This window comes from Kangiella profundi, from assembly GCF_002838765.1.
GTDB classification, from domain to species: domain Bacteria; phylum Pseudomonadota; class Gammaproteobacteria; order Enterobacterales; family Kangiellaceae; genus Kangiella; species Kangiella profundi.
Window position 1 is genome coordinate 2,330,231 of sequence record NZ_CP025120.1, and the last position, 24,357, is coordinate 2,354,587.

Consider the following 24,357-nt stretch of genomic DNA (forward strand, 5'->3'; position numbering starts at 1 on the left):
ATTCGCGTCCTGTGAACAAACGACACAAGAGCAAAAAACATGAATTTAAATAGCCGTGGTTGGAATTTCTTAGGTGCATTCATCTGTTATCAGTTACTGGTAACAGCCCTTTATTTCCAATACGTGGATGGGCTTGATCCTTGTCCTTTGTGTATTTTCCAGCGCGTTGTGGTGGCAGTAATGGGGATAATCTTATTGCTAAACGCCATTCATAACCCTGCCATTTCTTCTATTAGTAATCGAATCTATCAAATCCTCGGCTTATTGACTGCAATAGCCGGAATAGGCATTTCAGGTCGACACGTTTACCTGCAAAGCTTGCCAGAAGGCGAAGCTCCGGCCTGTGGCGCACCTCTGGATTATATGATGGATGTACTACCGTTTATGGAAGTACTGCAAACCGTATTAACGGGCGCTGGTGAATGCGCCAAAATCAGCTGGAAATTCTGGAGAATCTCGATGCCGGGCTGGATGCTGATCATATTCATCATAGCGGCACTGGTCTTTGGCTTTAGACTGTTCAAAGCTTTCCAGCAACCGAAACCACTTTAATCTAATGGCACAACCGAGGCTCTTATGATCCGAGTTATTATCGAGCGAGTTATCAGCGAAGGTAAGTTAGACGACTACCACGCACTGATCCGCCAAGCTAAAAATAAAGCCAGCAACTCTGCAGGCTTCTTAACCGGCGAAATTTTCCACGTTAAAGACAATCCAAATCATGTGATCGTCATGTCCTGCTGGGATTCATTTGACACCTGGGAAGTCTGGGCGGAATCAGAGCAACGATTGGACTTATTAGACGCCATGCGCCCTTTGCTGGAGTCAGATGAAAAAGTAATAGTTCTTGAAAGTAGTAACATTAAAAGCTAATTATTGCGTCAAATAAAAAAACCAGCTTAGATAAGCTGGTTTTTTTATTAAAACTCCTAAAATATCTTCAGAAGTACTTAGGCCATTCTTTTCTTAACTGTCCCGTCATAGCCATAAATAGCATCTTGTAGTCGGCCAATAATGACCAAAGCGGGTAAGTAAAAGTTGCGGGCCGGTTTTTTTCTATCGTGAAGTGACCAATCCAGGCCGGGCCATAGCCAACCACCAATACCAGCGGCAACCATAACCATTGCGCCGTAATAATAAGGTAAATCAGCAAGACCAATGACGCTGTCGTTCCGATGTAATGCAATAGACGGTTGCTCGGCAAGCGATGCTCACCGAGATAAAAAGGCCAAAACTGTTTAAAGCTTTTGATACTTTTTTCCGTCATATTGCTTTACCGAAAATTACTGATCGTCACCAGTTGCTTCTTTTACTTCTTCTTCAACTTCCTGAGCAGCCTCTTCAACTGTTTCCTGAGTCGCTTCAGCAGCCTGCTCTAGTTCCTCAGCGGCTTCTTCCACCTGCTCTTCAAGTTGTTCGTCGATAGCTGGCTCTGCGTCAGGTTGAACCGGTTCAGTAGGATTAATCTCAAGCAATTCTACTTCAAAAACCAAGGTTGAATTACCTGGAATTGTGCCACGGTCCATTTCACCATAAGCAAGGTCTGGCTTAATCACAAACTCGTATTTGTCACCAACATTCATCAACTGAACGCCTTCTGTCCAGCCAGGAATTACGCCACGTAGCGGGAAGTCAATTGGCTGCTTACGCTCATAAGAGCTATCAAATTCTTTACCATCGATAAAAGTACCGCGGTAATGAACACGTACCGTATCTTCAGCAACTGGACTTTCTTCACTTCCGCTTGCTTCAATTACACGATACATCAAACCAGACTCAGTGGTTGTAACACCTTCTTTCTTAGCATACTCTTCACGGAAAGCGGCACCCTCAGCCAAATTAGCTTCTGCTTCTTGTTGAGCTTCCGCTTCCAATTTAGCCTGATGCTCTTCCATCTTGGTGTTTAGATTGTTCTGGAAGGCTTCCATTTGCTCATCAACTTCTTCATCAGTAAGTTGAGCATTGCCGGCGAAACCGTCTTTGATGCCTTCAGCGACAATCTGTGGATTAATTTCTATGCCGTACTCTTTTAATGACTCGAAATTCTGCCCCATCTGCTTGGAAAAATTAACTCCAATTGCATAGGCAGCTTTATCGTACTCACCTTTAAATTCAACGGCCTGCTGAGCACCTTCTGTGCTATCTTTTTTATCACCTGATTGCTCACAGGCAACCAATGCAGCGCTAAGCGCTAAAACTAATGCAGTTTTCTTAATAGTTAGTTGTTTCACTGATATTTTCCCCAAATAGTGGTTGAAAAACAGGCATTGTGCAGGAGTTATCTGCAAAATGCGAGGTCTAAACCTGTAACTTTTGAACTATGCCTCCTAGTTCTGAGGCTTGCTGCAGGGCTTCTTCCGCTTCGATTCGCGACTGCGCCTGAGTTTGGATATAGAAACGTAAATTGCTCATTGGTTCAACAGAATTTGGCACAATCGGCCAAAAGGGCAGCAAGCTCTTAACTGCCTGTTGCTGCAACAGTTTTTCGCCCTTTAATTCAAGCGATAAGAGCTTTTTATACTCATCCTTCTGCCCCAAGTGCTTAGCCTGCCGGCGCCGGTGGCGTAATCCAGAAACAGCTTGAGATGCCTGCAAACCTTCTCGAATAACTTTTTTCCAGATAACAGCATCCATCGCTATACCTTGCTGCTCGGTCCACAGCGCAAGTAGAACGTAATTGACATTCAGTTGATAGCTATCCTGAAGTTTAAGCAATAGGGGTTTAACCTGAGCGGCCTCATAAAAGACGCAGGACCAATCCCAGAAATTATCCTGATGATGTTGTAATAACTGTTCCTTGACCATCAACTTACCCCATTAGTTGATTCAGGTATTTAATCGACTTGCTTAACCTTGCTGGTTAGAACGGCCCAGAAAAAGACCAGCCAGCTTATAATTAGTAGGCTTCCGCCAAGTGGGATCACTTTACGGATCAACTCATTGCCCGTCAATGCGTAAAAATACAGCCCACCACTGAATCCCACAATACCGGCAAACATCAACCAGCCGGCAAGCTCTCCTTTAGTGTTAGCGAGATAGCCTGATATCAAGCCTACGGCCAACAAGCCAAGTGCATGATATATCTGATATTGAACACCCAGTTCAAACAGTCTTTGCATATCACTGCTCAACTGTATCGCATGAGAGCCAACGGCTCCGAGAGCCACTCCAAGTGCCATGAACATGGCGCCATGTAAAATAAAGTGCTTTTTCATTAGTGCTCGCCAATGTTAAATGGGCCTTAGTATTACACGAGAAAAGCGGTTTACAAAATCTGCGGTTTTATAATCCACCGCTTTACGGGTAAAATGGCTGAAATTTTTTAATGATTTGAATCCCTTGGCTAAAAAAACCAGCAAAATATCCGCCTTCTTTATTGGCCTTGCCTTTGGTCTGCTCAAACTGTTTGCAAAGCTACCCTACCCGTTTGTCATAGCCTGCGGACGTCAGCTGGGTCGTCTGCTTTACCGGGTAAAAAGCCGTCGCATTATTGTAGAAGCCAACCTCCGTTACTGCTTTTCTGATGTCAGCTATTCAGAGCGGCAGGCCATGTGCAAACAACACTTTCTGGCATTAGGTGAAGGCTTCGCTGAGTTAGCTCTGGCCTGGTACAAGCCTTTCAAAAAGCTTGAAAAATACCATGAGATTCGCGGACTCGAGCACTACGAAAAAGCTCAGGCTACTGGCCGTGGAATATTGTTTCTAGGTTATCACAACACCAGTCTCGAACTGTCAGGTGCCATTATGTCTCGTTACCTGGAGTTTGCAGCCTTTTATCGCCCGAATAAAAATCCGGCTCTGGACTACCATATTCAGAAAGGACGTAATAATCGTACTCAAACCATGGGGCGAAACGATATTCGCTCGATTGGCAAGTGGCTCAAATCTGGTAAGAATTTATGGTTCATGCCGGATCAGGATATGGGACGCAAAGCGACCGTGTTTGCACCATTTTTCGGTAACCCAATGGCGACCCTGAACTCTCCAATGCGCATTACCAAATTGGGTAACGCAATCGTACTACCGGTCAGTTACCACAAGGATAAGAAAGGCAAAATGATTGTCGAAGTTCTGCCCGAAGTTGAGTTTACAGGACAGGATGATATTGATTGCGCCATGGCCAATAAGATTCTTGAGGCCTGTATTATGCAGGCGCCAGAACAGTATTACTGGGTTCATCGCCGCTTCAAAACATTGCCAGAAGGCCAGCGCACCATTTATAAACAGAAACCACCCAAACTGAAAACCATTAGTAGCGAACAACATGATGGCGCCATCAGTTCGGGCAAAACACTGACTAGACAGGACGGCTTACCAAAACTGGTGCGTACCTTTGACGGACAGCTGCTGAATATCTTCCCGCGTCGCACCAGCCTGGCAATTGATATTACTCGCCAGGAATTGAAACGGATGCTGGAGAAATGCTCGCTGTTTACCTTCCGCGGCTTTTATACCATTACTCCGCAGGAGTTTACCCTGTGCGAAGAGCGCAATGCCTATATGTTGCGTTACCTTGAAGTACCGGGGGTCAGTTTAAGTCACATTCCTGCAGACCGACACGAGCCAACGGCTATTCTAATGGGTAGCTGGCTTAACCATCTCCACAGCGAGGGTGTATATCTAAAGGATATTCGACAGACCAATATTCAGATATTACCGAACGGTTCTTTTATTTTACTGAACCCGACCAACTGTGAATTTTTTGACCGTGAGGTTAAAGAATCTCTGCGCGAAAAAGACCGCCAACAAATGATGGAAAGCATTGCCTTACTGAAAGACAGTCAAAGATGCAGAGAGCTCTTCATTGAGCAGTACCAGATGAAGCCATAGCTTTATTAAGCTTTCAATATAAGGCTTAACTTTGCCATCACCTCATCAACACTAATCAAATCCATGGCCTGGCGGTTGTGTACTCGCATACGCCAGCCGATTTCATGAAGTTGCTTTCCCAGAAGTTGCTGTACTGCCTGCTCAAATTTATCAATGGTATATTTTTGATTGAGATACGGCCCCGATAGCTTACTGGGAGCAACGGCATATAGCCCTATCACCGGAGTGCCTACCCCATTAGCAATGTGCGCCGGTCCGGTATCAGGTGCGATACAGACTTTTGCTTTGTGTAATATGACAGCCAGCTGTTGTAAGTTTGTCTTACCCACGCAGTTGATAACTTCTACCTGACTTTCGATCTGCTGTGCCAGCTCATGATCCAGCTTATCCGGCCCACCGGTTAATACTACTGGTAACTGATAACGCTCCTTAATCTGTTTAATTAGCTGAACCGTGTTAGCAGTAGACCAACAGCGCTCCAACTTGCTTGCCGCCGGATTAATCACTACATAGTTCTCTGGCAATGACATATTGGCAATAGCGCTGGCGTTATCATGCGAAAGAGTAATCAACCAATCATCGGCACTAACCTCGAGCTTATTTTGAATCAACAGTTCGGCAAAACGCTTGAAGCTGTCATGCAGATGTTCGTCACTAAAATCAATTCGCTCATTGGTGAATAGCCATTGCCAATCACGCGCACGAGTTTTATCAAAACCAATTTTACGAGGACTGCGAATGAGTGGATACATCAGGTTAGCGCGCGCACTGGCCTGCATAGCCAGTACTGCATCAAAGCTATGCTCTGCCAGTTGTTTTTTTAGCTTTCGATAGTCTGAAAAGTTCTTCGGCTTATCGATTGGAATATAGTGCAGGCGAGGGTGAGCGGAATCTTTTAATAGGCTATAGGCAGCTTTACCGATAATCCAATAAAGTTCCAGTTCTGGCCTCTGTCGCAAAAGGGCACGCACCACCGGTAAAACCAGTGTGCAATCACCAATTGCGGAAAGTCTTACCAAAGCAACTTTCATGGATGCTCCACCTGTTTGAGTTGTTATTCTTTCGTCAATGGAACCTTATCCAAAGCGATGTAGGCGCCTGCTTTTATACCCAGCTTCAAAAACAGCACTGAACTGAGTGCTCGCAGTAGCATAAAGGCATAGAAAGCCAACCACAAGCCATGATTACCCAGGCTTTTTGTCACAAAGTTCAGCGGTACAAAGCCCACCAGAACGGCAATTAACATCGAATTACGCATGGCGCCAATTTGCGATGCTCCAATAAAAACCCCATCCAGCCAAAAGCTCCAGACCGAAACCAGCGCCATAAAGATGATATAGAGATGGTAAGGCTCTGAAGCTGCAATAACACTATCAATGGTAGTAATTAAGCCAATGAACTGTTCAATAAAGAGCCAGAAAACCAAGGCAAAAATGACACTGACAATTAAAGACCACAAACCACCCACATTGATGCTCGAACGAAAATCTCGCCAACTATTGCGACCAATGGCTTTACCAACCAGCGCCTCTACGGCATTGGCAAAACCGTCAAGACCATTAGCAATTAATAGCAGAAAGTTCAGTAAAATGGCATTGATAGCCATCACTTCATCTCCTAACTCAGCGCCACGAGCATGAATGGTAAAGAACACCAACTCCAGCGCCAGAGTACGAATTAATAAATCGCCATTTAAGCTGAGCAATCGTTTGAGTTTATGCCAGGCCAGTTTGAATTTTTCAGCGATAGGATATTGAGACAGAAGGCGCACTACATGATAAGCACCAAAGGCAAAACCAACAGCCTCGGCAATCACGCTGGCTAAAGCCACTCCCTCAACCGTCATGCCCAGACCCAGCACAAAATAGAGATCCAGAACCACATTCAGAATATTAATAATCAACAGCATCCAGAACGGAATACGCGCCGTCTGCATACCCAGAAACCAGCCAATCATTACCGCGTTGAGTAAACTGAAAGGCAGCCCCCAGATCCGAGTATTCCAATAGGCCAGAACACTTGACTCTACTTCAGGCGATCCCTCAATCCACCACAGAATCAGATCAATCAGCCAGGGGTTTAACAACAAAGTCAAAAAGGCAACCGACAACCCCAGCAAAGACGATAGACACAGCCACTGCCGGATAGCAACATGATCTTCCGCACCATAAGCCTGCGCCACCAGACCCGTGGTAATCATCCTCAGGAAACCCATGGTCCAGACAATAAAGGTAAACAAAGCGGCACCCAACCCAACAGCCGCCAGATAATACGGCTCCGGCAAATGCCCCATCACCGCCGAATCCACCAACCCCACCAGCGGCACCGTCATATTCGACAGCAACATCGGTAAAGCAATACGCCAAATCGCCGAATGTTGATCAGTTCTCTGTAAATCAGTTTTTAGTGTAGCAATAGTCCAGAGTTTCATAATTCACAATTCATTGCAGGTAGTGCTCTTAATTTCCCCCTGGAGTTAGCCGACAGAAGAAAAAATATAGCGTAAATTGGGCAGGGAAAGGCCAATTTAGCCAATTCGAAACATGGATGTTTCGTTTGGCGGCGCGTTAATATTTTTAATGAGGGAGGGAAGTCCGAAGGACCTAACGATTGGGGCGTCTTTTCTTTTCGCCCTTTTCTTTGGACGAGCAAAGAAAAGGGCATAAAAAAATACTACAAACTTAAAGTAAGTAATCACTGAAAAAAATAAGTACGAATTAAAATTCCGACTGTTCCCTCAGGATCTCATAATCCCTCGCCACAGTTCCAACTAAATCTTCGCCAGGTAACACTTCATCTGGAGTAAGCAGTGCATAACGACGACCTAATGGGTCGATGATAAACCAACGAGCAGTGTGTTCGACCAGATAGTTATCCGGATCATCATGGCCAGGAATTTTATAGAAGGTCACGCCAATCGATTCAGTCAATTTACGTGTTTCTTCGAGCCCTGCATTGATGCCGATAAAATCTTTGTTAAACGCTGGTACATACTTATTCAATCGCTCCAGCGTATCTCGCTCAGGATCAACTGACACCATAACCACTTGCGTTGACTTGGCGATATTCTCTGGCAATTGCTGCATGACCTGATTGATGTTGCTCATAGCCGTTGGGCACACATCCGGGCAGGTCGTAAAACCAAAGAATACGATGCTCCAATTACCGATGAAGCTTTCCTGATTGAAGGTTTCGCCAGTGTGAGTTTTTCCTTCAAAAGGAGCAATCGCTCGAGGTTCGCCAAAAGTTCTAATCAGTTGCATTTCTTTTGGTGCGAATAGAAATTGGTAAGACATTACGCCAGCCACTAATGACAAAATCGCAACCAAAATAAAAATCAATCTGGCAAATGCTGTGTTCTTCTGCATATCAGCCTCTAGTATTCATTAAAATTTGATAAAAGGATCGACGTAATGATCGATTAACAGGAATGCAAACAAGAAAGTCAGATAACCAATCGACACCCCAAAAGTTTTCATCGCAATCCCTTCACGCTCTCGGTATTTCAAAATCACTGTGTAATACAGGAACCACAGTCCAAGTCCTACCGCGCCAATCAAATAGATAATACCGCTCATGCCAGTCAGGTAAGGAAGCAAGGTCGATAAAATCAGCAAAATGGTATAAAGCACGATGGAGGTTTTGGTGAAATCTTCGCCGTGAGTCACTGGCAGCATTGGGATTTCTGCTTTGGCATAATCTTCAATTCGATGGATCGAAAGCGCCCAGAAATGTGGTGGCGTCCAGGTAAAAATAATCAACACCAGCAGCCAGGCATAAGGGTCAGCGGAACCAGTAACCGAAGTCCAGCCAAGTAGTGGTGGAATCGCCCCTGATAAACCACCAATCACAATGTTCTGCGGTGTGGCACGCTTTAAAAACATGGTGTAAACGAAAGCATAGCCAACCAATCCGCCAAGAGTTAACACGGCCGTTAATGGATTAACCAAGAACCACAGCATGGCCATGGCAACCGCCGCTAAGATAGTCGAGAAAATAACCGCATTACGTGGCTTTACGCGACCCTGAGCAACCGGACGTTGCATGGTGCGCGCCATCATAGTATCAATGCGCGCATCCACCACATGATTGACCACTGCTGCAGCACCGGACGCAAAAGCGATCCCCAAGGTACCGAAAATTAATGCGCTTATTGGCGGGAACCAGCTTTGGGTGACATCGTTAGCTAAAAACATGCCGACCACAGCGGTAAATACTAATAAGTAGACGACCTTTGGCTTAGTTAGCTCGTAATAATCACGCCAGGTGATTGGGCGACCTTGGCTTTTCGGCTCACCCTCAGTTGTTGGGGTTTGCTGATTCGAATTAGCCATGTTTTCCTCCCACTTGCTTGGCTTGTCTAAATTGCCAGTTAACCAAAAAGTTCACGGCAATCAGCGTCAATAATAAAATGACACCGCCACCATTATGTGCCACTGCAACATATAGCGGCAGAGCAAAAATGATATTGCTGAAGCCTAATAGCATTTGTCCAATCAGCACCAATGCCAACGCTCGACCGAAGTGACGGATCAGGACGCTGTCTTTCTCACGTATCATCAAGAATGCCAACAAACCGACCACTAAAAAGACAATATAAGCACCAATTCTGTGGCTGACATGAATCGCCACTTTCTGCTCGTGGCTCAACACGCCACCTTCATAATTGATAAAGGGTTCGCCCTGCGCTTTAGCTAGATCAGCTTCAAACTTTTCCTGCTCAAGTGCCTTGAATTCATCAAACTCAAAGCCTTTCTGCCATAGGTCATAACCACCTTTGAAATCGACATTCTGCGTCCAGCCATCATTACAGAATGGTAATTCCGTGCAGGCAGTGGCCGCATAGTTGGCCGCGGTCCAGCCACCCAGGGCAATCTGCAGAATCACCAACACAAAACTTACCATCGCCAGCTTCTTGAACTTTTTAGCAACAACCTGCGATAAAGAAACAATTTTCGGTCTAAGCTGTAAGATATATAAAAACAGCAAGGATAAAATTGAGAAACCACCGAGTAGATGGAGCATGACGACAAACGGATGCACCTTTAGCGTCACTGTCCACATTCCTAGCAATCCCTGGAAAATAACCAATGGTAAAAGAATTGAAGGGAGTAAAACCGGAATGCTAGGGTCTTTGCGACGACCTCTCCAGGCGCCAACAAATAAAATAATGATGACAAGACCAATTGCCTTGGCAAAGTGACGATGAATCATTTCAGGCCAGGCTTTATCAGCCTCGAAAACCTGATTGTATTCCACCTCAGCCTGCTTGATGTAATCAGCATCCTGAGGAACGGTGAAGTGACCATAGCAACCCGGCCAGTCAGGACAGCCTAGACCAGCATCGCTTAGACGAGTCCAGGCTCCCAATAAAATCACACACAGCGCCAGAATGCTGGCGAAAATAGCGAACTTACGTAATGTTTTCTTTTGCATTGAAAGTACCTACTTACAAACCTGTGGCCTTAATGGCACGTCGCACATCATCACGCAGACCTTTACTGCGCATTATCGCTTCCTGCTCATCAGTTACCGGCTCGTAACGCATAAAAATATTGCCGTGTACATCCATCAAATAAATCTTGCCGCTTTCCAGCTGAGCGCCTTCGCCCACTGTTGGCTGACCATTACCACGTGCCAGTTGCAGTTGCTCACTGTCCTGCACCTTATCTTCGTAAATAATGTCATCCGGGAAAACAATCAGGCGAGTCAGCTTTTCAGACTCTTTGCCTAATGTGGCGTGGGTCTGGGTTAACCAGTGAATATTCAGCTCACAGGCTTCATCGCAGGTATTCTGTTCTGGGAAGTAAACCCACCACCATTGAGTTTCAAAGTCTTTAAAGTGTAAAGGCTCATCATCCACGCCATACCACTGAAACTGCTCAAAATGCGGGTAAGGGGATTCCAGCAGAGTACCGTTATTTTTAGTGGCTACCTGGAACCAGCCCATATGCATCGCCACATAGGCCAGAATTACTGGCGCGGCAAAAACCAGAACTAACGCCGAAACCACTTTGCGGTTCTGGCTGCGTACTTTCGGGTCAACCGTTTGCTGACTCATCTTGTCTCTCTCGCTTAAGATTTAACACTATGAATAAAATGATCAGAACCAAAGCCATACCAAACCATTGAATGGCATAAGCAATATGCTTCTCCGGAGGGCTTGCCACCAACTCCCACTGCCTGACAAAGGGCGAGTTAGGGTCTGCCTGCTGCCTGACCACAAAAGGAGCGGTATGATACCCTATTTCGCCTGCTTTTTCTGCAATAGTTTCCAGATCAAATTGGCCGATCAGCCAGGCATCATCGAACTTTTGCCATTGCGCATTTTGCGCCACAACCTGATTGGAACCTTTAGAGAAATAGAGTTGACCTTCAAGGCTCTGATCCTCGAAAGGGGGAATTTTAGGGACCTTCTCGTAAAAATCTTGTCGAGGTAACCAACCTCTACTTACCAGAATATAATTTGGTTGTTGTGACGACTTATCTGAATCAGTCTGCCACAGGGCGAACACTTCATAGCCCAGGCGCCCATCGCGCTTCTGATTATCCACCACCAGATGCAGGTTAGGCACCGCTTGCCCAGCCACTTCAACCTTGGTCTGATCCGGCTGTTCCAGCTGCAATGCCTGTTCCAGCGCTATACTGGGCTGATTGGATTTCGCCTGCAGATTAGCAATCAATTGGCGTTTTTCTTCAGCACGGTCCAGCTGCCAAATGCCCAGTCTCAACAAGACCGGCAACAACAATAAAAAGGCAATGGCGGGAATCAGGGTCGGTGCAAAGCTGCGGGAGCCTATTGAGATTTTGAATAAAGGTTTAGACAAAACAAGCCCTTAACATTCTACTGCTTCTGTTTTTAGCGCCAATCAGCGTATAATGCGACACGAGTTGTTACTCAAACTTTCACTCAAGAAAGCCGGTCTTTTCGATTGGTTAAAAGCAAAAGAATGACATTATGTGGATTAAAATTGTACTTATTATATTGATGCTGGCCATATTATTCAGCCTTTTTAGAGGTCTGTTTTTTCTGGGCAAAGGCGACGAAGAGTCCAGTAAAAAACTGGTCAAGGCGCTTAGCTGGCGAATTGGTCTATCTATCTTGTTGTTTATCATCGTAATTTTGCTACATTACTTTGGAGTTTTAGAATTTAGAGATAGTGTTCTGCCGGTAGAAACCTCAACTCAAGGAAGTAGCAGTGAATCAGCCCAACACGATGCCAGATACCCCAAAAACTGGTAAACCTGAAAAATTTTGTAATCAATGTGGGCAAAAGACCTTTCGCCCACAGCGAACCATCAAAGAGCTTTTGGTCGAGTTTGTCGAAGACTGGCTCAATTTTGACTCCAAAGTTTTTAAAACTGCGCGCATGCTGGCTAAACCCGGTGCTCTCTCGCGGGATTACTTCACCAACTCGCACCACAAGAACCATTACGTTACCCCAATCAAGCTTTACCTGATCCTGTCGATCATTTTCCTGTTAATGACCAAAGCTGGCGGCTTCAATGTCAGTAATGTTCAGATTGGCACCAATAACCTGAGCGAGCAGGAAAGAGCCGAAGTTCAGGAAGCCTTAACCGATGCACAGGAACAACTGGGTGATAACTCTGCTCTCAGCCCCGAAGTATTGAAGGCAATCGACAATGCCCAAGCTCAAGCTGACACAGAGGAAACCGATCCGGTTGTTTTGGCTCTTCACTGCAAATCCGATGCAAAAGATATTTTCCATCTGTGGCCACAGTGGCTTGATCAAGCGTTAGAAGAGCGAATTGATAAACTGTGCGATACCTACCACGACATATCCTATCTGCCTGAAGAAAAGCAGAAAGCCGCTCGCAGTGCATTAGGACTTTCTATTGTCCAAAATATGATTGAGGTGATTCCTCAGACGGTCTTATTTGCGTTGCCGTTATTCGCCTTGTTGCTAAGCCTTTTTTATGTGTTTAAAAAGCGCCTTTATGTGGAGCATCTGGTGTTACTGATTCACAGTCACAGCTTCATGTTCGCCATAATTCTGCTTTATCTTGGCTGGTATCAGCTGGTCACGATCGTTCCCCAGTTGCAGGTACTGCATTTGGGCTGGTTTGTGTTTATCGGCTTAATCGTTTATCTGTTCTACACTCAGAAAAACTTTTATCAGACGGGTTACTGGGCAACCATTTGGCGTTTCATGCTTTATGGGCTGCTGTATATGGTGATATTCAGTTTTATGATGCTGATAGCGTTATTGATTGGTTTAATGTCGGCTTAATCATTTAAGCCGACATCAGCCATTGTAGCCTTCTACCAAATAGTGCCAATCGCTCTCCTGCCAGTTGAACTCAGAATGTTTATCTTGCTCCTTGCCAAGTGAGCGCTGCAGTCGCGCCAGATTAGTTTCCAGCCTGGCGCTGGTATTGGCAAGCAGACGGCCTTTGTCAAAATCAATCAACCAGAACTGGCCTTGATCATCCAGTAGAATATTGTGGATGTTTAAATCGGAATGGTAGACGCCCTGTTCATGAAATTGTCTGATAAGGGCACCAACCGCCTGCCACTCATCAGCAGATAGTGAACGCTGTCTCAAAACATGAAAAAGGTCCTGGGTGTTTTTGATCAGCCCGATGATGATCGAGGCGCGGTAGGTAAAACCATTTTTTTCTACCATCAAAGCCACTGGCTCGGGTACTGGCAAACCTATCTTCTGCATTTTTCTTAATAGTGAAAGTTCACGATAAGCTCGTGTCCGTTTTAGACCAGTAAATAGATAAGAATCTTCAACCCACTTAGATAAAATACCGCCCCGGTAGTATTTTCTAAGCACGAACTGTTCGTCCCGCTTCTGAAAAAACCAGGTTGTATTTCGTCCGGTTGAATGTCCGATGATAGCTCCCTGCTCTGCTAATAGTTTTGCATCAAACCAGTCACTAGTAACTTTTCCGCGATAGCGCTTCGTTGTCACCAGGAACCGATTTCTGTCAACTTGTTCAATTTTCACAGAAACGTAAGCGGGACTGATGGTTGGTTTATCGCCTACTATACATTAAAATCGTCGCAAGTCCCTAATTTTCAAGGCCATACTGTGTTAAAAGACTTTCCTCAATCGCCGCAGGCTATCTGCATTTTGCGTCTTTCTGCCATTGGCGATGTCTGTCATGCAGTATCCACCGTACAGGCAATTCAGCGCCAATATCCTGAAGCTCTAATCACCTGGGTCATTGGAAAGGTAGAAGCCCAGCTGCTAAAAAACTTACCCGGCGTTGAGTTTATCGTCTTTGATAAAAGCAAAGGCGTTAAAGCTTACGCTGAATTGCGCAAGGCCATGAAAGATCGTCAATACGACATTCTCCTCCACATGCAACTAGCCTTCCGCGCCAATCTGGCGGCCTACTTTATTCCTGCAAAAATCAAACTGGGCTTTGAAAAAAAGCGCAGCAAAGAACTGCACTCATTGTTTGTTAATGAACATATAACCGACAGCAAAGGCATGCACGTTTTGGAAGGTTTTCGTGATTTTGCTCGCGCCATAGAAGTACCGGATAGCAAACCGTTATGGAACATACCGCTTCCCAGGGAAATTGAGTTATGGGCAGAGAATCAATTACCACAGAAACCATTTATCGTTATTTCGCCTGGAGCGAGTAAGGCTGAAAGAAACTGGCTGGCTGCGCGCTACGCAAAAGTAGCAGATTATTGCCATAGTAAAGGTTTTGAAGTGGTCATGACTGGTGGGCCGAGCTCTATGGAGCGTGAGCTGGGTGATAGCATTTTAAGTCACAGCAAAAATCCGATTATTAACCTGATTGGACAAACCAACTTAAAACAACTGCTGGCAACGCTTAAAGCTGCTCAATGTGTTATTGCTCCAGATTCAGGGCCTGCTCATATGGCAGTCACTCAAGGCACACCCGTCATTGGTTTATACGCTCATAGTAATCCCAGACGAACAGGCCCCTATCTGTATTTGGATTATGTTGCCGATGCCTATACTCAGAATGCGACTGAGCAACTTAATTGTAATGTGGAAGACCTTCCCTGGGGCTATCGCTTAAAAGGGGACAACCTGATGCAACAGATATCTGTTGAACAGGTGACCCGATTAATTGATCAAGTGATAGAGAATGTTCTAAACAAAAATGTTGTAAACCAGAATGGTAACCAATAAGGCTGCTACCGCACCCTGACAAACATTTAAAAAGACATCTTCTGCATCATACTCGTGCTCATGTTTCGGCTTAACTGCTCTAGGTTTCATGGATTCTCCTTGCTCTCGCTGTTATCCAATGAGCTTATAGTATTTGACAAACCAGCTTGAATGTCCTGTTCGGATGCTGAAGCTTTTACATCCTTCAAAAGCAATGACTTAGATCAAGTCGCACAGTATTGTTCAGCTATTCGTCAGACTTTCTTAAGACAAATGGTGCAAAAATAATGCAGGTGTTACGAAAAAACGATAATAATGGACTGCACCAACAGAACAGACAATAGTATTAACAACACAAGTTTAAGCTTTTTATGCTTATTTACTGTGTCTTGATAATCACCAGCTTTCTGCTTATCAACAAATATACGCAAATTGATGGTTTTCAGTTCTGCAGGGCTAACCATTCGTTTAGCTTTTTTCAAAAGCTTGGAGTTGTCCGAGGTAGGATACGAATGACCATTTGTGCCGTTTTCTGAAGTCGCTATCCTGTCATCATGGCGCCGCCCATATTTAAAATGGCCGTTAGATTTATGTCTGAACTCATTATCTCCCTGCAAGATACAATAGGCAGGTTCAAGACATAACATATAGCCCTGGCGTGTGATAGTTTTCAGTTGAGGACTTCGGTGCTCTTCGACCTGTCGAAATGTTTTACGCAATTTTGAGATGCTGCAATAAATAGCATCATCAGTAATAGATACGCCATGCCACACCTCGCCAAGTAAATCGTCTTTTGAAACCAGCTCTTCGGCATGTTCATACAGGCAAACCAAAACCTGCATTACTCTTGGTTCAAGATCATAAGATTGGTTGTCGATGGTAAGCCTGTTGAGGGCAGGGTCAACCTGCCAGTCAACAAGATTAAAGCATCGCTCAGTGTGAGGCATAGCCAGTTCCTTGTCTCTCGACGGGCTAAAATATTAAGGGCTTTAATAGCGGACTTCGAATCCTTTGACCACAAAAGTCATCAAAAGTTACCAGTCTAAGTTAAATTATACTGAAAATAATCATCCCCACCAGTAAAACCGCAATGATTGCCCAGCAAGCATCCAGTACATAATCCTGTACATCAAATTCGTGCGTTTTATGGGTTTTAGTGTTCATATCCTTACTCCTTTTCAGTGTCTAAACAATTAACTTGTTTCTACTTATCAGACACGAAAAAGAGCGATACCGTTGTTAGTAAATGTAACCGAACATTTCGCTGCTCAAATAACTGTACCATTTTTGGGAAAGCGCGAAGAATGTATGACAAATTATGTTTGCAGACACACATCTCAATAGATTTTGCAGAAACTTTTGCAGTGATTGGGGAGTAAAACTAAAAACTAGTGGTAGCGGTGATACTAAAATCCCACTCATTAAGAAAATCAGAATTAACTGGTTTGGCAAAATTGATGTTCACCAAATTGCGGCCACTTGATCGTGAGAAGAATAATCGGATACCCAGCCCTACTGACACCAAAGTTCCCTCCTCCTGATTAGGATACAAAGTATCTCCTCTTGCCCTGCCAATGTCGGTAAAAGCCGCAAACCCAACATCAACCAGTTTGAACAGATTAATCCCGGGGTAATATCGCTTCTCCAGATTGAGAAGATAAGCTTGGTCGCCATGCTGATACTGTAACGGATAGCCTCTTAAGCCAGACTCTCCACCTATTGATATGGGTCTATCAATGAAAGGATTCTCTGCCCCCCAAAACTGCACTTTGCCATACCAGATTCGAGTATCCGAAGCGTGATGGAAATATTCATATCCCAACGAATAGTAGTAAGTAGGGAGCAGTCCATTTTCAGGCTCAACGCCCTCGCCAGACAGCCAGGTGGTATAAAGATGTTCCTCGTTAATTTGATTGGTATAACGTGAATACCAAAACCAATGCAGTGCTTTCTGGTATTCAGAATTGCTGGTATTAACACCCAATCTGACATTATGCCGCCAGCCCAGTTGAACATCCTCAACCCGGCCAATCAGATACAGGTTCCGAGTTTTGATAAAGTTATCTTCAATGTACTCCATCCCGAACCAGGGGTAACTGAAGTCACGTTCTTGTGGAAGCCCTATGGTTAATGGCGACTCCATGAAAGTATCTTTTCGTTGTGTATAACCAAACTCATAGCGAATAGTTCGATTATTAATTAGCCCTTCAGATATCCCATAAGACCATTCAAAATGGTCAATCTCATGACCAAAGACATTAACCTCTTCATCATTACTGTATATGGTGTCCTCTCGACGCTCAGTATTTACGTAAAGCTCAGCCCCCCATTCGTCATCCAAAGTATAAAAAGGTTTGCTTAAGCCCACAGAATACTGCTCACCATCTGAGGTATCAGACAACACCAGAGAGGCTTGGAGGTGATTTTCAGTAGAAACCTGAGAAGACAAAACGAGTGAATAGCCACTACGTTGCTGCTCCTTGAAGTAGAGCATGGTAGCTCGCAGTCCGTGCCCCAGTAAATTGTCGTCTTCTATACCATATGAATATTCGGTAACACCGCCTTTGCGACTGACATCGACCTTGGGCACCAGGGTCCAGTTTTCCCAGGTGTTAACTATAACGATTATGCCGTTATCACTTGCTGACTGTTTCCAGGTCACTCTAGCATCTCTTAAGAATGATTTAGATCTTAAGATCCTCTCCGCCTCATCTATGCTGCGAAGACTAACAGAATCACCTTCCTTGAAAGGTAACAATCGGCTGATGACATAGGGGTAGGTATCAATGTGCAGTTTATCTGCGGTTTCATACAGCCATCCGGTTCTTTCTTCCTCACTAAAAATAGGATTGACTGTAATCTGAATTTTTTCAATTTTGACTTGCTCTTCAGCCTGCCCAATGGTGGCAGTAATCGTCAGCATGGCTGCCAACACCATCAGATTTGCTATCGCTATAATTGCTTTACAAGCCTTCAATATAGGTCCTTTTCTTAATTTACTATCACAAACTAACCTGTCGCTGTTTTCATAATAGAACGACTATGCTCAGTTGTCATGTATAGAATTTTTAGAATCTTTTCATAGTGTTAGCAATGCAAATCTGACTATCTATGACTGTTGACAAAGTATAAGCCATTAACTAGCATCACTGACAAAGGGAATTTTAAATGGTTACTCAAATACAGAAAGGACACAGGTCTCATGATGAGCAAGTGGCTTTCTGTAATCAGTTTTACTAACCAAAACCAAAGACAAGGAGAAAGTTATGTCTGGAAGCAATGAAGCCGTTGAACTGGCTACCCACCTACCCGAAATCGGTTTTCCCGAATTCACCACAAAACTGGTAAGCGATGTATTTGATTCATTAATTGCATCGAACTTACGTCAAACTGAAGCTTACGTTGAACTGTTAAAAGAAACCGGCAAATCCCTGCAGGCATTTATCAATGACACCAAGGATGACATTGATGGAAATATGCTATTACAGTTCCTTTCAAAAGTTGTAGGCGCTGATAATGATGGTAATCCTGTCGTAAAACCTGGCGGCTCTCTAACACAGACGCAGGCAGCCGATCTGAATAAAGCCGTCGAAGTCAAAGATGCCGGAATCGACTCCGATAATAAAGTTGTCACTCATGGTTCACTTGATGATGCTAAATTCCAGAAAATTCTGGATGCTGTTGCCAATCGTCTTGCCGCTGATAAATATACTCTTCTTAAAGAAATGGTTAAGCAAGGTTTATTGCGTCTGGTTATTGAGCAAGGTGAAATCGAAACGCGTCTGACCTTTAACACCTACGGTTCATCTTACCTGCAAAATCGTTCTACCGATTACAACCGTAAAGACTTTAACTTCAGAGCAAAGGCAAAAACCGGTGGTCTGTTATCAGGCTGGGTTAAAGCTTCTGCTTCAACGTCTTACAACAGTGTTAAAGTTTCAACAGCTACCAAGACTGATATCGATCGCTCTAGCAGCAGCGTGCAAATCTATGGTCGTGTACACCTGAACTTTAAAACTGATTACCTACCACTAGATCAAGACTAAGCGGGAGATCATCATGTCAGAAGAAATTTTGACGCCCGCTGATATGGGCTTCGCCGAGTTTGTGGCGAAGCTCATTTCCGAAGTGTTCGATGCAGTTGTCACTTCACAAGCGGAGCAAGAAGAAAAACTGCTAGAAATTAAAGAACTGGTCAACCAACCAGAAGAATTGTTCGTGGATAATTTACTGCAGGATGACCTCTTTCTGGATCAGATTGATCGTATGCTAAGCAGTTATTTTCCAGCGGACAATGATAAAAATATTCACGCCATTTTCGAAGGGGCTCCTTACAAAGTCAAAAAGGGTAATAGCTCGGAATCACCGGCTATCCTTGAGCAATTGGGGCTAGATCTAAGTGACAGTGAATCTGCCAAAAAGAATAAATTTACTAACAATGACGTATTGGCTATCTACCGTGCTGCGGCAAGACCTTTTGCTCAGCAAAAGCGCCAAGCCATGATCAATGCTATCGAACATGGGTTTTCCAATATCATTGTCGACAGCGGAAAAATTAATGCCAAGTTTACGTTCAATACTTCAGTAGAACGCGAAGAAACAGAAGAAGACCCTACTCCTTCAAACGGCAACGCTGCCAAACCTAAGCCGAAACCTAAAGCCAAAAAAGCGGTGCTTGATAAGCGCATCAAATTGAAAGACTCACTTCGTAAGTCCATCATTGATAAGCAAACTTTCGATACGCGCAGTCGCTTAGTTTCCAATCCTAATTTAAAGGCTACAATTTTAAAGCCTACCTTAGCTAAGGATATAAAGGTTGCCATCAAGCCTGCTAATAATCGTGATCCCCAGGCTTCGACAACCACTGCCAATATCTATAGTGAAATCGAACTCAACTTTAAGTCAATCAGGTAAGCATTATGCCTAGCGTTGATCTGGAAGATATGGTGCATATGTTACATGGGGAATTGACCTCTGCTTTAGCCAGCACCAGCACATTTTATGACGCGCCGATGGTGGAGATTTCATCCATCAAGGTGCGCATGGGACAGCATCCTGATTCCACCAATGCTCAAAACCTTAACCTCGATACCAGGCGATATCCATTAGCAAAGGACGGCTGGCAATTAGAAGTCATCTATGACGCAAAATCTGATAAGAATCGTAAATCTCTTGAGCAATTCAAGCAAACTGGAGTACCCAGCATCAATGCTTACAACTACTTGTCTCAACTTGCTGTTCGTTACCTTAAATTAGCCAATAACAAACTCCAACAGGCTCTGACTAAGTCAGGGATCAAAACTCTTGCTGAATTATCAGAAGCCAAACCTCAACAATTGTCTCAAGTTACAGGTATCCCTATTACGATTTTACGCAATCTACAGGCATCTGCGCGACTGAGCATTTCTGATCCCAATGTATTTGTGCCTGAAGAACTACTCCAACAAACCTTGAGCCAATTTCTGGATAACTTCCCAAAACTAAATGATGCAGACTACGACTACTACAGCTGGAACAATCTTGAAGTTATTTTTGAATGGGTCCAGCAACTCGAGCTTTGCCTATCTCCAAGCCTAATCAAGGTGACTACCTTTAAAAAATTGCTGGAACAATAACTCCTGCTTTGCTTTCTAGTCCCGCTTTTATGTATGCTAATCGCAAGACATAAAACCGCTGGAACTTATAGTGCTCCCTTTACTGAAAATTCTTCTTATTGAAGACGACAAACCTATTCTCTCTGAATTAACTCATAACCTGTCAAAAACCATTGATAACTTTGAGCGTACCGATGTAACCCTGGAGGTCATTGAGTGCGACACGCTTGCAAAAGGCCTTGAACATATTCATGACGATGGGGATATCCAGGCCGTTATTCTAAGCTGGCAGATCCGTGAGAATAGTATTGCTAACCGCTATGCCCAGTTTATCGGCGAGTTAAAGTCTATTCGCCTTGAGTTACCAGTATATGTATTAGGAGACGACAGCAAGGGACTGGATATCGTCAATGAATCAGAAGATATCGAATCCTTCTTCTTTAAGGATGATGTACTATCCGATCCCGAGTCAATCCTTGGCTATATCATCAATGATTTTGACGATCGCTGTGAAACGCCTTTCTGGACCGCATACAAGCGCTATGTTGCCGAATCCAACGACTCTTGGCATACCCCGGGGCACAGTGGCGGTGCCAGTTTCCGAAACTCACCCTACATCCGCGATTTTTATCAGTTTTATGGTCGTAATGTTTTTGTCGGCGATCTGTCCGTTTCAGTAGACTCCCTGGGCTCGCTATCCGACAGTACCAATTATATCGGTCGTGCCCAACAGGCCGCAGCAACTACCTTTGAAGTAAAGCGCACCTATTTCGTCACCAATGGTTCGTCTACCTCAAACAAAATCATTCTGCAGACCCTGCTGCGCAAAGGCGACAAGGTCATCATTGATCGTAACTGCCACAAGTCAGTTCATTACGGTATTTTGCAATCAGGCAGTATGCCGATTTACCTGTCCAGTATTCTCAATCCAAAGTATGGTATTTTTGCACCGCCGTCGCTGGCAGATATGAAAAAGGCTATTAAACAAAATCCCGATGCTAAACTACTGGTGTTGACCGGCTGCACCTACGATGGACTGTTAAGTGATTTAAAGCAGGTGGTTGAGTTAGCCCACGCCCATAACATTAAAGTGTTTATCGATGAGGCCTGGTTTGCCTACTCGCTGTTTCATCCGCAGTTTCGTTATTACTCTGCGATTAACGCAGGCGCTGACTACGTCACTCACTCTGCTCACAAGGTTGTATCGGCTTTCTCGCAGGCATCCTATATCCACATCAATGATCCAGAGTTTGATGAAGATTTCTTCCGCGAGATTTTCAGCATCTACGCCAGCACCTCGCCCAAGTATCAGCTGATAGCTTCGCTTGATGTGTGCCATAAACAGCTGGAGATGGAAGGTTATAAGATCTTAAATTCGCTACTCAACCACGTTGCAGAATTCAAACAACAGATGGCCACTTTAAATAAAATAAAAGTGCTCGATGGCGAAGACTTCAAACATATTTTCCCACACTTTGAGTCAGACAACATGGGGCATGACCCACTGAAGATCCTGATCGATATCAGCGAGCTCCCTTACTCACACAAAGACATTCACAAATACTTGCTGGACGAAGTCGGGCTCGAAATAGAAAAATACACCCACAGTACCATTCTCGTGTTGTTAACACTGGGCGGCACACGCTCCAAAATCATTCGCCTTTATAACGCACTGAAAAAACTCGACAGTGGCCGTGTCAAACTCACTACTTCAAGTCGCCGTTCCAAAATACCGGACAACCTGCCACCCATTGAACTGGCCTGCCTGCCCAACGAAGCCTTCTTTGGCGCGCGTGAGTGCATCCCAATTTCTGACACCGAAAATCGAATTTGCGCAGGATTAGTCACCCCTTATCCACCAGGCATACCTTTACTGGTTCCCGGCCAAATTATTAGACGCCAACAATTGGATTATCTGGCAGCACTGACCAATCAGAACTTAACTATTCAAGGAAGCTTTGATGGTGAGATTTATGTTATCAAGGAGTAGCGGTAGACATTAAATGACTCTAGACACGCGGTCTGCTTGAGAGACTTTTTCGTTCAACCGCCGAAGTTTGTTGAGCGAGATTTGATACTGGCCATTACTAGGCAGTCGTTTGCCTTTAAATTGCTGCCAAACAACGCTTCCTGGGCCGTTGTAAATTTCTTCAAATGTTCCATCCCTCATTATTTTAATAATAATTGTATGCTGAGGCTCACTACGAAAAGAAACTGAGTTTGATTGAGTTGCTTTAATTTCAACTCTCAGTCCATTGGGGGTTATTGCGTCATATCCTTTATTGGATGCTGTTTTAAGCTTTAAACCATAAGCATCAGCAACAAGACACTCTCCTAAACTACCGACTAGATGACCATCTGGCGTGAAATGCCGCCCCGGAAACATCGCCTCCAGCTCATTTACAGTCGAATACAATTGCATAACTAAGCTTTGAAATTTATCGTGATCTATCATTATCGATTAACGCCGCACGTGGTGGAAAATTTGTCCTGCAGCAGCATTTTACTATCCCTCTCTAGATTCAATATATTTTTCCCCGCTATATCCCACATCATCATTAATTCTAGTAATGATTGCAGCCACAAAAAAATCAGCGCAGTAAATTGTCGTATTTAATATATCCTCGTTAAACACAGATTCATCTCCATGCTCCAACGTATGAGTGTACCTTGCTGTCATACTGAAATCATGGTGAGCAATTTTCGATAAAAACGAATATACATCCTGATGATGCTCTTCTCCAAAAGGGAAGAGTCTGGCTTTTTCTGAAACTTTTGTTGCCAATAAATAGCTTCTCATCTTTGCATCTTTAAGCAACTGAGCATCACTTCTGGATAATCCGTCTTTTACCTGCTCCTTAAGTGTTTCATCACAATACTTCTCCCACTCGTTCAGCTTGGTTACACTTGCTATTTGAAGGTATCTATATATTTGTTCAGGGCCTAACCAATCAATATAAAATGTCAGCGCCAGCTCATAAAGAGACCTCACCACAGCGCCAGCGTTGACATATAAGCCTTTATCAAGCAACAAGCTCATAGACTCAAGTGATTCTTCCGCCCGCTTCAAAATAGAATAGAGAGTATGGTGATAATGTAGCTTTACTGCGCCACCCTTATGAAATTCCTTGACTCTGTTCTTCGTCTCTCGAACAGATTCTAAGAGAATGCTAAAGCAATCTGAGTAAGGTGGCTTTTCTACACCCAGCAATGATGGTTGTAACTTATGCTCAATACCTATGAAGCTTTCAAAATGCTCAGTCCTATCATTATATGTGCATTTCATAGCTCTGATTACATAGCAGGATTCTTCTAAATTCTTTTTGCAGCCGAGAATGATTACCGGGGGTTTGGTTATGTTCAATTCTTTATAAGCATGGTAAGAGCTAACATCGTCGGGGCATAAAAATAACTGCTCGTCCTTCTTGCATATGTTTTCATAGACAAAAAGAGCTGGTCTGTGACCCATTCGAATTAGACCTTTAAGATACTCGACATTCTCCTTGATATATTCATCACATTTGTGAATTAATCCATTCCGGCTAGGTTGATAGAATCCCGGCTTCACATTGCTTAGAGACAATCTTGTTGCGTAAGATTTAAGCTTGCCTTTAAGGTACTTGTTGTATTTATCGAGAAAAATATCATCGTGCTCAATATCGTCCCTGACCTTAATTTTATCGGTGTGCATACTCCTTGTAGGAAGACTTCTTACCAAAGATAAGGGATTTGAGTTTAGGTCAATTTTCATAGTTACCAATCGTACTATTTGTATGCCTAACGTTTGTATTACCCGGTGCGGCTTTGCT

The 24,357-nt window shown here is 44.0% G+C and carries 27 protein-coding genes; 10 read left to right on the forward strand and 17 right to left on the reverse strand.

Annotation, left to right across the window (positions count from 1 at the left end; all coding sequences use genetic code 11):
- Positions 1-39: 39 nt before the first annotated feature.
- Together CW740_RS10865 and CW740_RS10870 are read left to right on the forward strand one after the other, a co-directional pair.
- The gene (locus CW740_RS10865) at positions 40-552 is read left to right on the forward strand and encodes a disulfide bond formation protein B (RefSeq protein WP_106647518.1); all 513 of its coding nucleotides are present in this window, start codon (positions 40-42) and stop codon (positions 550-552) included.
- A 24-nt stretch (positions 553-576) separates the two neighbouring features.
- The gene (locus tag CW740_RS10870) at positions 577-873 is read left to right on the forward strand and encodes an antibiotic biosynthesis monooxygenase family protein (RefSeq protein WP_106647519.1); all 297 of its coding nucleotides are present in this window, start codon (positions 577-579) and stop codon (positions 871-873) included.
- A 67-nt stretch (positions 874-940) separates the two neighbouring features.
- On the opposite strand, the gene CW740_RS10875 is transcribed toward CW740_RS10870, so the two are convergent.
- The 4 genes from CW740_RS10875 to CW740_RS10890 form a co-directional block, all read right to left on the reverse strand.
- Positions 941-1,267, reverse strand: coding sequence for a DUF962 domain-containing protein (locus tag CW740_RS10875; RefSeq protein ID WP_106647520.1), 327 nt, complete (start codon positions 1,265-1,267; stop codon positions 941-943).
- 16 nt (positions 1,268-1,283) lie between these two features.
- Positions 1,284-2,231 (reverse strand): FKBP-type peptidyl-prolyl cis-trans isomerase, encoded by a 948-nt coding sequence (fkpA, locus tag CW740_RS10880; protein WP_106647521.1) that lies wholly within the window; start codon positions 2,229-2,231, stop codon positions 1,284-1,286.
- Between the two features lie 67 nt (positions 2,232-2,298).
- Positions 2,299-2,805 (reverse strand): TIGR02444 family protein, encoded by a 507-nt coding sequence (locus tag CW740_RS10885; protein ID WP_106647522.1) that lies wholly within the window; start codon positions 2,803-2,805, stop codon positions 2,299-2,301.
- Between the two features lie 29 nt (positions 2,806-2,834).
- Positions 2,835-3,215, reverse strand: a complete 381-nt coding sequence (locus tag CW740_RS10890) for a DUF423 domain-containing protein (RefSeq protein WP_106647523.1) — start codon at positions 3,213-3,215, stop codon at positions 2,835-2,837.
- 124 nt (positions 3,216-3,339) lie between these two features.
- Here CW740_RS10890 and CW740_RS10895 point away from each other — a divergent pair, with 124 nt between their 5' ends.
- On the forward strand, positions 3,340-4,830 hold the full coding sequence (locus CW740_RS10895; RefSeq protein WP_227523855.1) for a lysophospholipid acyltransferase family protein: 1,491 nt from the start codon (positions 3,340-3,342) through the stop codon (positions 4,828-4,830).
- A gap of 5 nt (positions 4,831-4,835) precedes the next feature.
- On the opposite strand, the gene CW740_RS10900 is transcribed toward CW740_RS10895, so the two are convergent.
- From CW740_RS10900 to CW740_RS10930, 7 genes are all read right to left on the reverse strand, one after another.
- Complete coding sequence (locus CW740_RS10900) at positions 4,836-5,861, reverse strand: glycosyltransferase family 9 protein (RefSeq protein WP_106647525.1); 1,026 nt, start codon at positions 5,859-5,861, stop codon at positions 4,836-4,838.
- 23 nt (positions 5,862-5,884) lie between these two features.
- Positions 5,885-7,261 (reverse strand): MATE family efflux transporter, encoded by a 1,377-nt coding sequence (locus CW740_RS10905; protein WP_106647526.1) that lies wholly within the window; start codon positions 7,259-7,261, stop codon positions 5,885-5,887.
- Positions 7,262-7,547: 286 nt separating this feature from the next.
- Entirely contained in the window at positions 7,548-8,198 is a 651-nt protein-coding gene (locus tag CW740_RS10910) for an SCO family protein (protein ID WP_106647527.1), read from the reverse strand.
- Positions 8,199-8,216: 18 nt separating this feature from the next.
- On the reverse strand, positions 8,217-9,164 hold the full coding sequence (gene cyoE, locus CW740_RS10915; RefSeq protein WP_106647528.1) for a heme o synthase: 948 nt from the start codon (positions 9,162-9,164) through the stop codon (positions 8,217-8,219).
- Positions 9,157-10,266 carry a COX15/CtaA family protein gene (locus tag CW740_RS10920; RefSeq protein WP_106647529.1) on the reverse strand — a complete coding sequence of 370 codons (1,110 nt, stop codon included), beginning with the start codon at positions 10,264-10,266 and terminating at the stop codon, positions 9,157-9,159. The genes cyoE and CW740_RS10920 overlap by 8 nt, the downstream gene beginning before the upstream one ends.
- 13 nt (positions 10,267-10,279) lie before the next feature.
- Positions 10,280-10,891: a hypothetical protein gene (locus tag CW740_RS10925; protein ID WP_106647530.1), complete on the reverse strand. Its 612-nt coding sequence runs from the start codon at positions 10,889-10,891 to the stop codon at positions 10,280-10,282.
- Positions 10,872-11,657 (reverse strand): SURF1 family protein, encoded by a 786-nt coding sequence (locus CW740_RS10930; protein ID WP_227523856.1) that lies wholly within the window; start codon positions 11,655-11,657, stop codon positions 10,872-10,874. Before CW740_RS10930 ends, CW740_RS10925 begins: the two co-directional genes overlap by 20 nt.
- A gap of 131 nt (positions 11,658-11,788) precedes the next feature.
- Between CW740_RS10930 and CW740_RS10935 the strand changes: the two genes are divergently transcribed.
- Both CW740_RS10935 and CW740_RS10940 read left to right on the forward strand, forming a co-directional pair.
- Positions 11,789-12,073, forward strand: a complete 285-nt coding sequence (locus CW740_RS10935) for a twin transmembrane helix small protein (protein ID WP_106647531.1) — start codon at positions 11,789-11,791, stop codon at positions 12,071-12,073.
- Positions 12,030-13,082 (forward strand): DUF3667 domain-containing protein, encoded by a 1,053-nt coding sequence (locus CW740_RS10940; RefSeq protein WP_227523857.1) that lies wholly within the window; start codon positions 12,030-12,032, stop codon positions 13,080-13,082. The genes CW740_RS10935 and CW740_RS10940 overlap by 44 nt, the downstream gene beginning before the upstream one ends.
- A gap of 15 nt (positions 13,083-13,097) precedes the next feature.
- On the opposite strand, the gene CW740_RS10945 is transcribed toward CW740_RS10940, so the two are convergent.
- On the reverse strand, positions 13,098-13,808 hold the full coding sequence (locus tag CW740_RS10945) for a 3-deoxy-D-manno-octulosonic acid kinase (RefSeq protein ID WP_106647533.1): 711 nt from the start codon (positions 13,806-13,808) through the stop codon (positions 13,098-13,100).
- A gap of 84 nt (positions 13,809-13,892) precedes the next feature.
- Between CW740_RS10945 and CW740_RS10950 the strand changes: the two genes are divergently transcribed.
- Positions 13,893-14,975: a glycosyltransferase family 9 protein gene (locus CW740_RS10950; RefSeq protein ID WP_106647534.1), complete on the forward strand. Its 1,083-nt coding sequence runs from the start codon at positions 13,893-13,895 to the stop codon at positions 14,973-14,975.
- On the opposite strand, the gene CW740_RS12630 is transcribed toward CW740_RS10950, so the two are convergent.
- From CW740_RS12630 to CW740_RS10960, 3 genes are all read right to left on the reverse strand, one after another.
- Positions 14,937-15,065 carry a hypothetical protein gene (locus CW740_RS12630; RefSeq protein ID WP_264755032.1) on the reverse strand — a complete coding sequence of 43 codons (129 nt, stop codon included), beginning with the start codon at positions 15,063-15,065 and terminating at the stop codon, positions 14,937-14,939. The two genes, CW740_RS10950 and CW740_RS12630, sit on opposite strands and share 39 nt — an antisense overlap.
- A gap of 185 nt (positions 15,066-15,250) precedes the next feature.
- Positions 15,251-15,901 (reverse strand): winged helix-turn-helix domain-containing protein, encoded by a 651-nt coding sequence (locus CW740_RS10955; protein ID WP_106647535.1) that lies wholly within the window; start codon positions 15,899-15,901, stop codon positions 15,251-15,253.
- A 434-nt stretch (positions 15,902-16,335) separates the two neighbouring features.
- The gene (locus CW740_RS10960; RefSeq protein WP_227523858.1) at positions 16,336-17,931 is read right to left on the reverse strand and encodes a BamA/TamA family outer membrane protein; all 1,596 of its coding nucleotides are present in this window, start codon (positions 17,929-17,931) and stop codon (positions 16,336-16,338) included.
- A gap of 289 nt (positions 17,932-18,220) precedes the next feature.
- Here CW740_RS10960 and CW740_RS10965 point away from each other — a divergent pair, with 289 nt between their 5' ends.
- The 4 genes from CW740_RS10965 to CW740_RS10980 all read left to right on the forward strand — a co-directional run bounded on the left by CW740_RS10965 (position 18,221) and on the right by CW740_RS10980 (position 22,538).
- On the forward strand, positions 18,221-19,000 hold the full coding sequence (locus CW740_RS10965) for a hypothetical protein (RefSeq protein WP_106647537.1): 780 nt from the start codon (positions 18,221-18,223) through the stop codon (positions 18,998-19,000).
- 13 nt (positions 19,001-19,013) lie between these two features.
- A complete protein-coding gene (locus tag CW740_RS10970; protein WP_106647538.1) occupies positions 19,014-19,868 on the forward strand; it encodes a hypothetical protein in 855 nt (284 codons plus the stop codon).
- Between the two features lie 5 nt (positions 19,869-19,873).
- A complete protein-coding gene (locus CW740_RS10975) occupies positions 19,874-20,569 on the forward strand; it encodes a helix-hairpin-helix domain-containing protein (protein ID WP_106647539.1) in 696 nt (231 codons plus the stop codon).
- A gap of 70 nt (positions 20,570-20,639) precedes the next feature.
- The gene (locus CW740_RS10980; protein ID WP_106647540.1) at positions 20,640-22,538 is read left to right on the forward strand and encodes an aminotransferase class I/II-fold pyridoxal phosphate-dependent enzyme; all 1,899 of its coding nucleotides are present in this window, start codon (positions 20,640-20,642) and stop codon (positions 22,536-22,538) included.
- Positions 22,539-22,547: 9 nt separating this feature from the next.
- On the opposite strand, the gene CW740_RS10985 is transcribed toward CW740_RS10980, so the two are convergent.
- Together CW740_RS10985 and CW740_RS10990 are read right to left on the reverse strand one after the other, a co-directional pair.
- On the reverse strand, positions 22,548-23,003 hold the full coding sequence (locus CW740_RS10985; RefSeq protein WP_106647541.1) for a DUF6998 domain-containing protein: 456 nt from the start codon (positions 23,001-23,003) through the stop codon (positions 22,548-22,550).
- A 51-nt stretch (positions 23,004-23,054) separates the two neighbouring features.
- Positions 23,055-24,239: a DUF5677 domain-containing protein gene (locus tag CW740_RS10990; RefSeq protein WP_106647542.1), complete on the reverse strand. Its 1,185-nt coding sequence runs from the start codon at positions 24,237-24,239 to the stop codon at positions 23,055-23,057.
- Between the last annotated feature and the right edge of the window lie 118 nt (positions 24,240-24,357).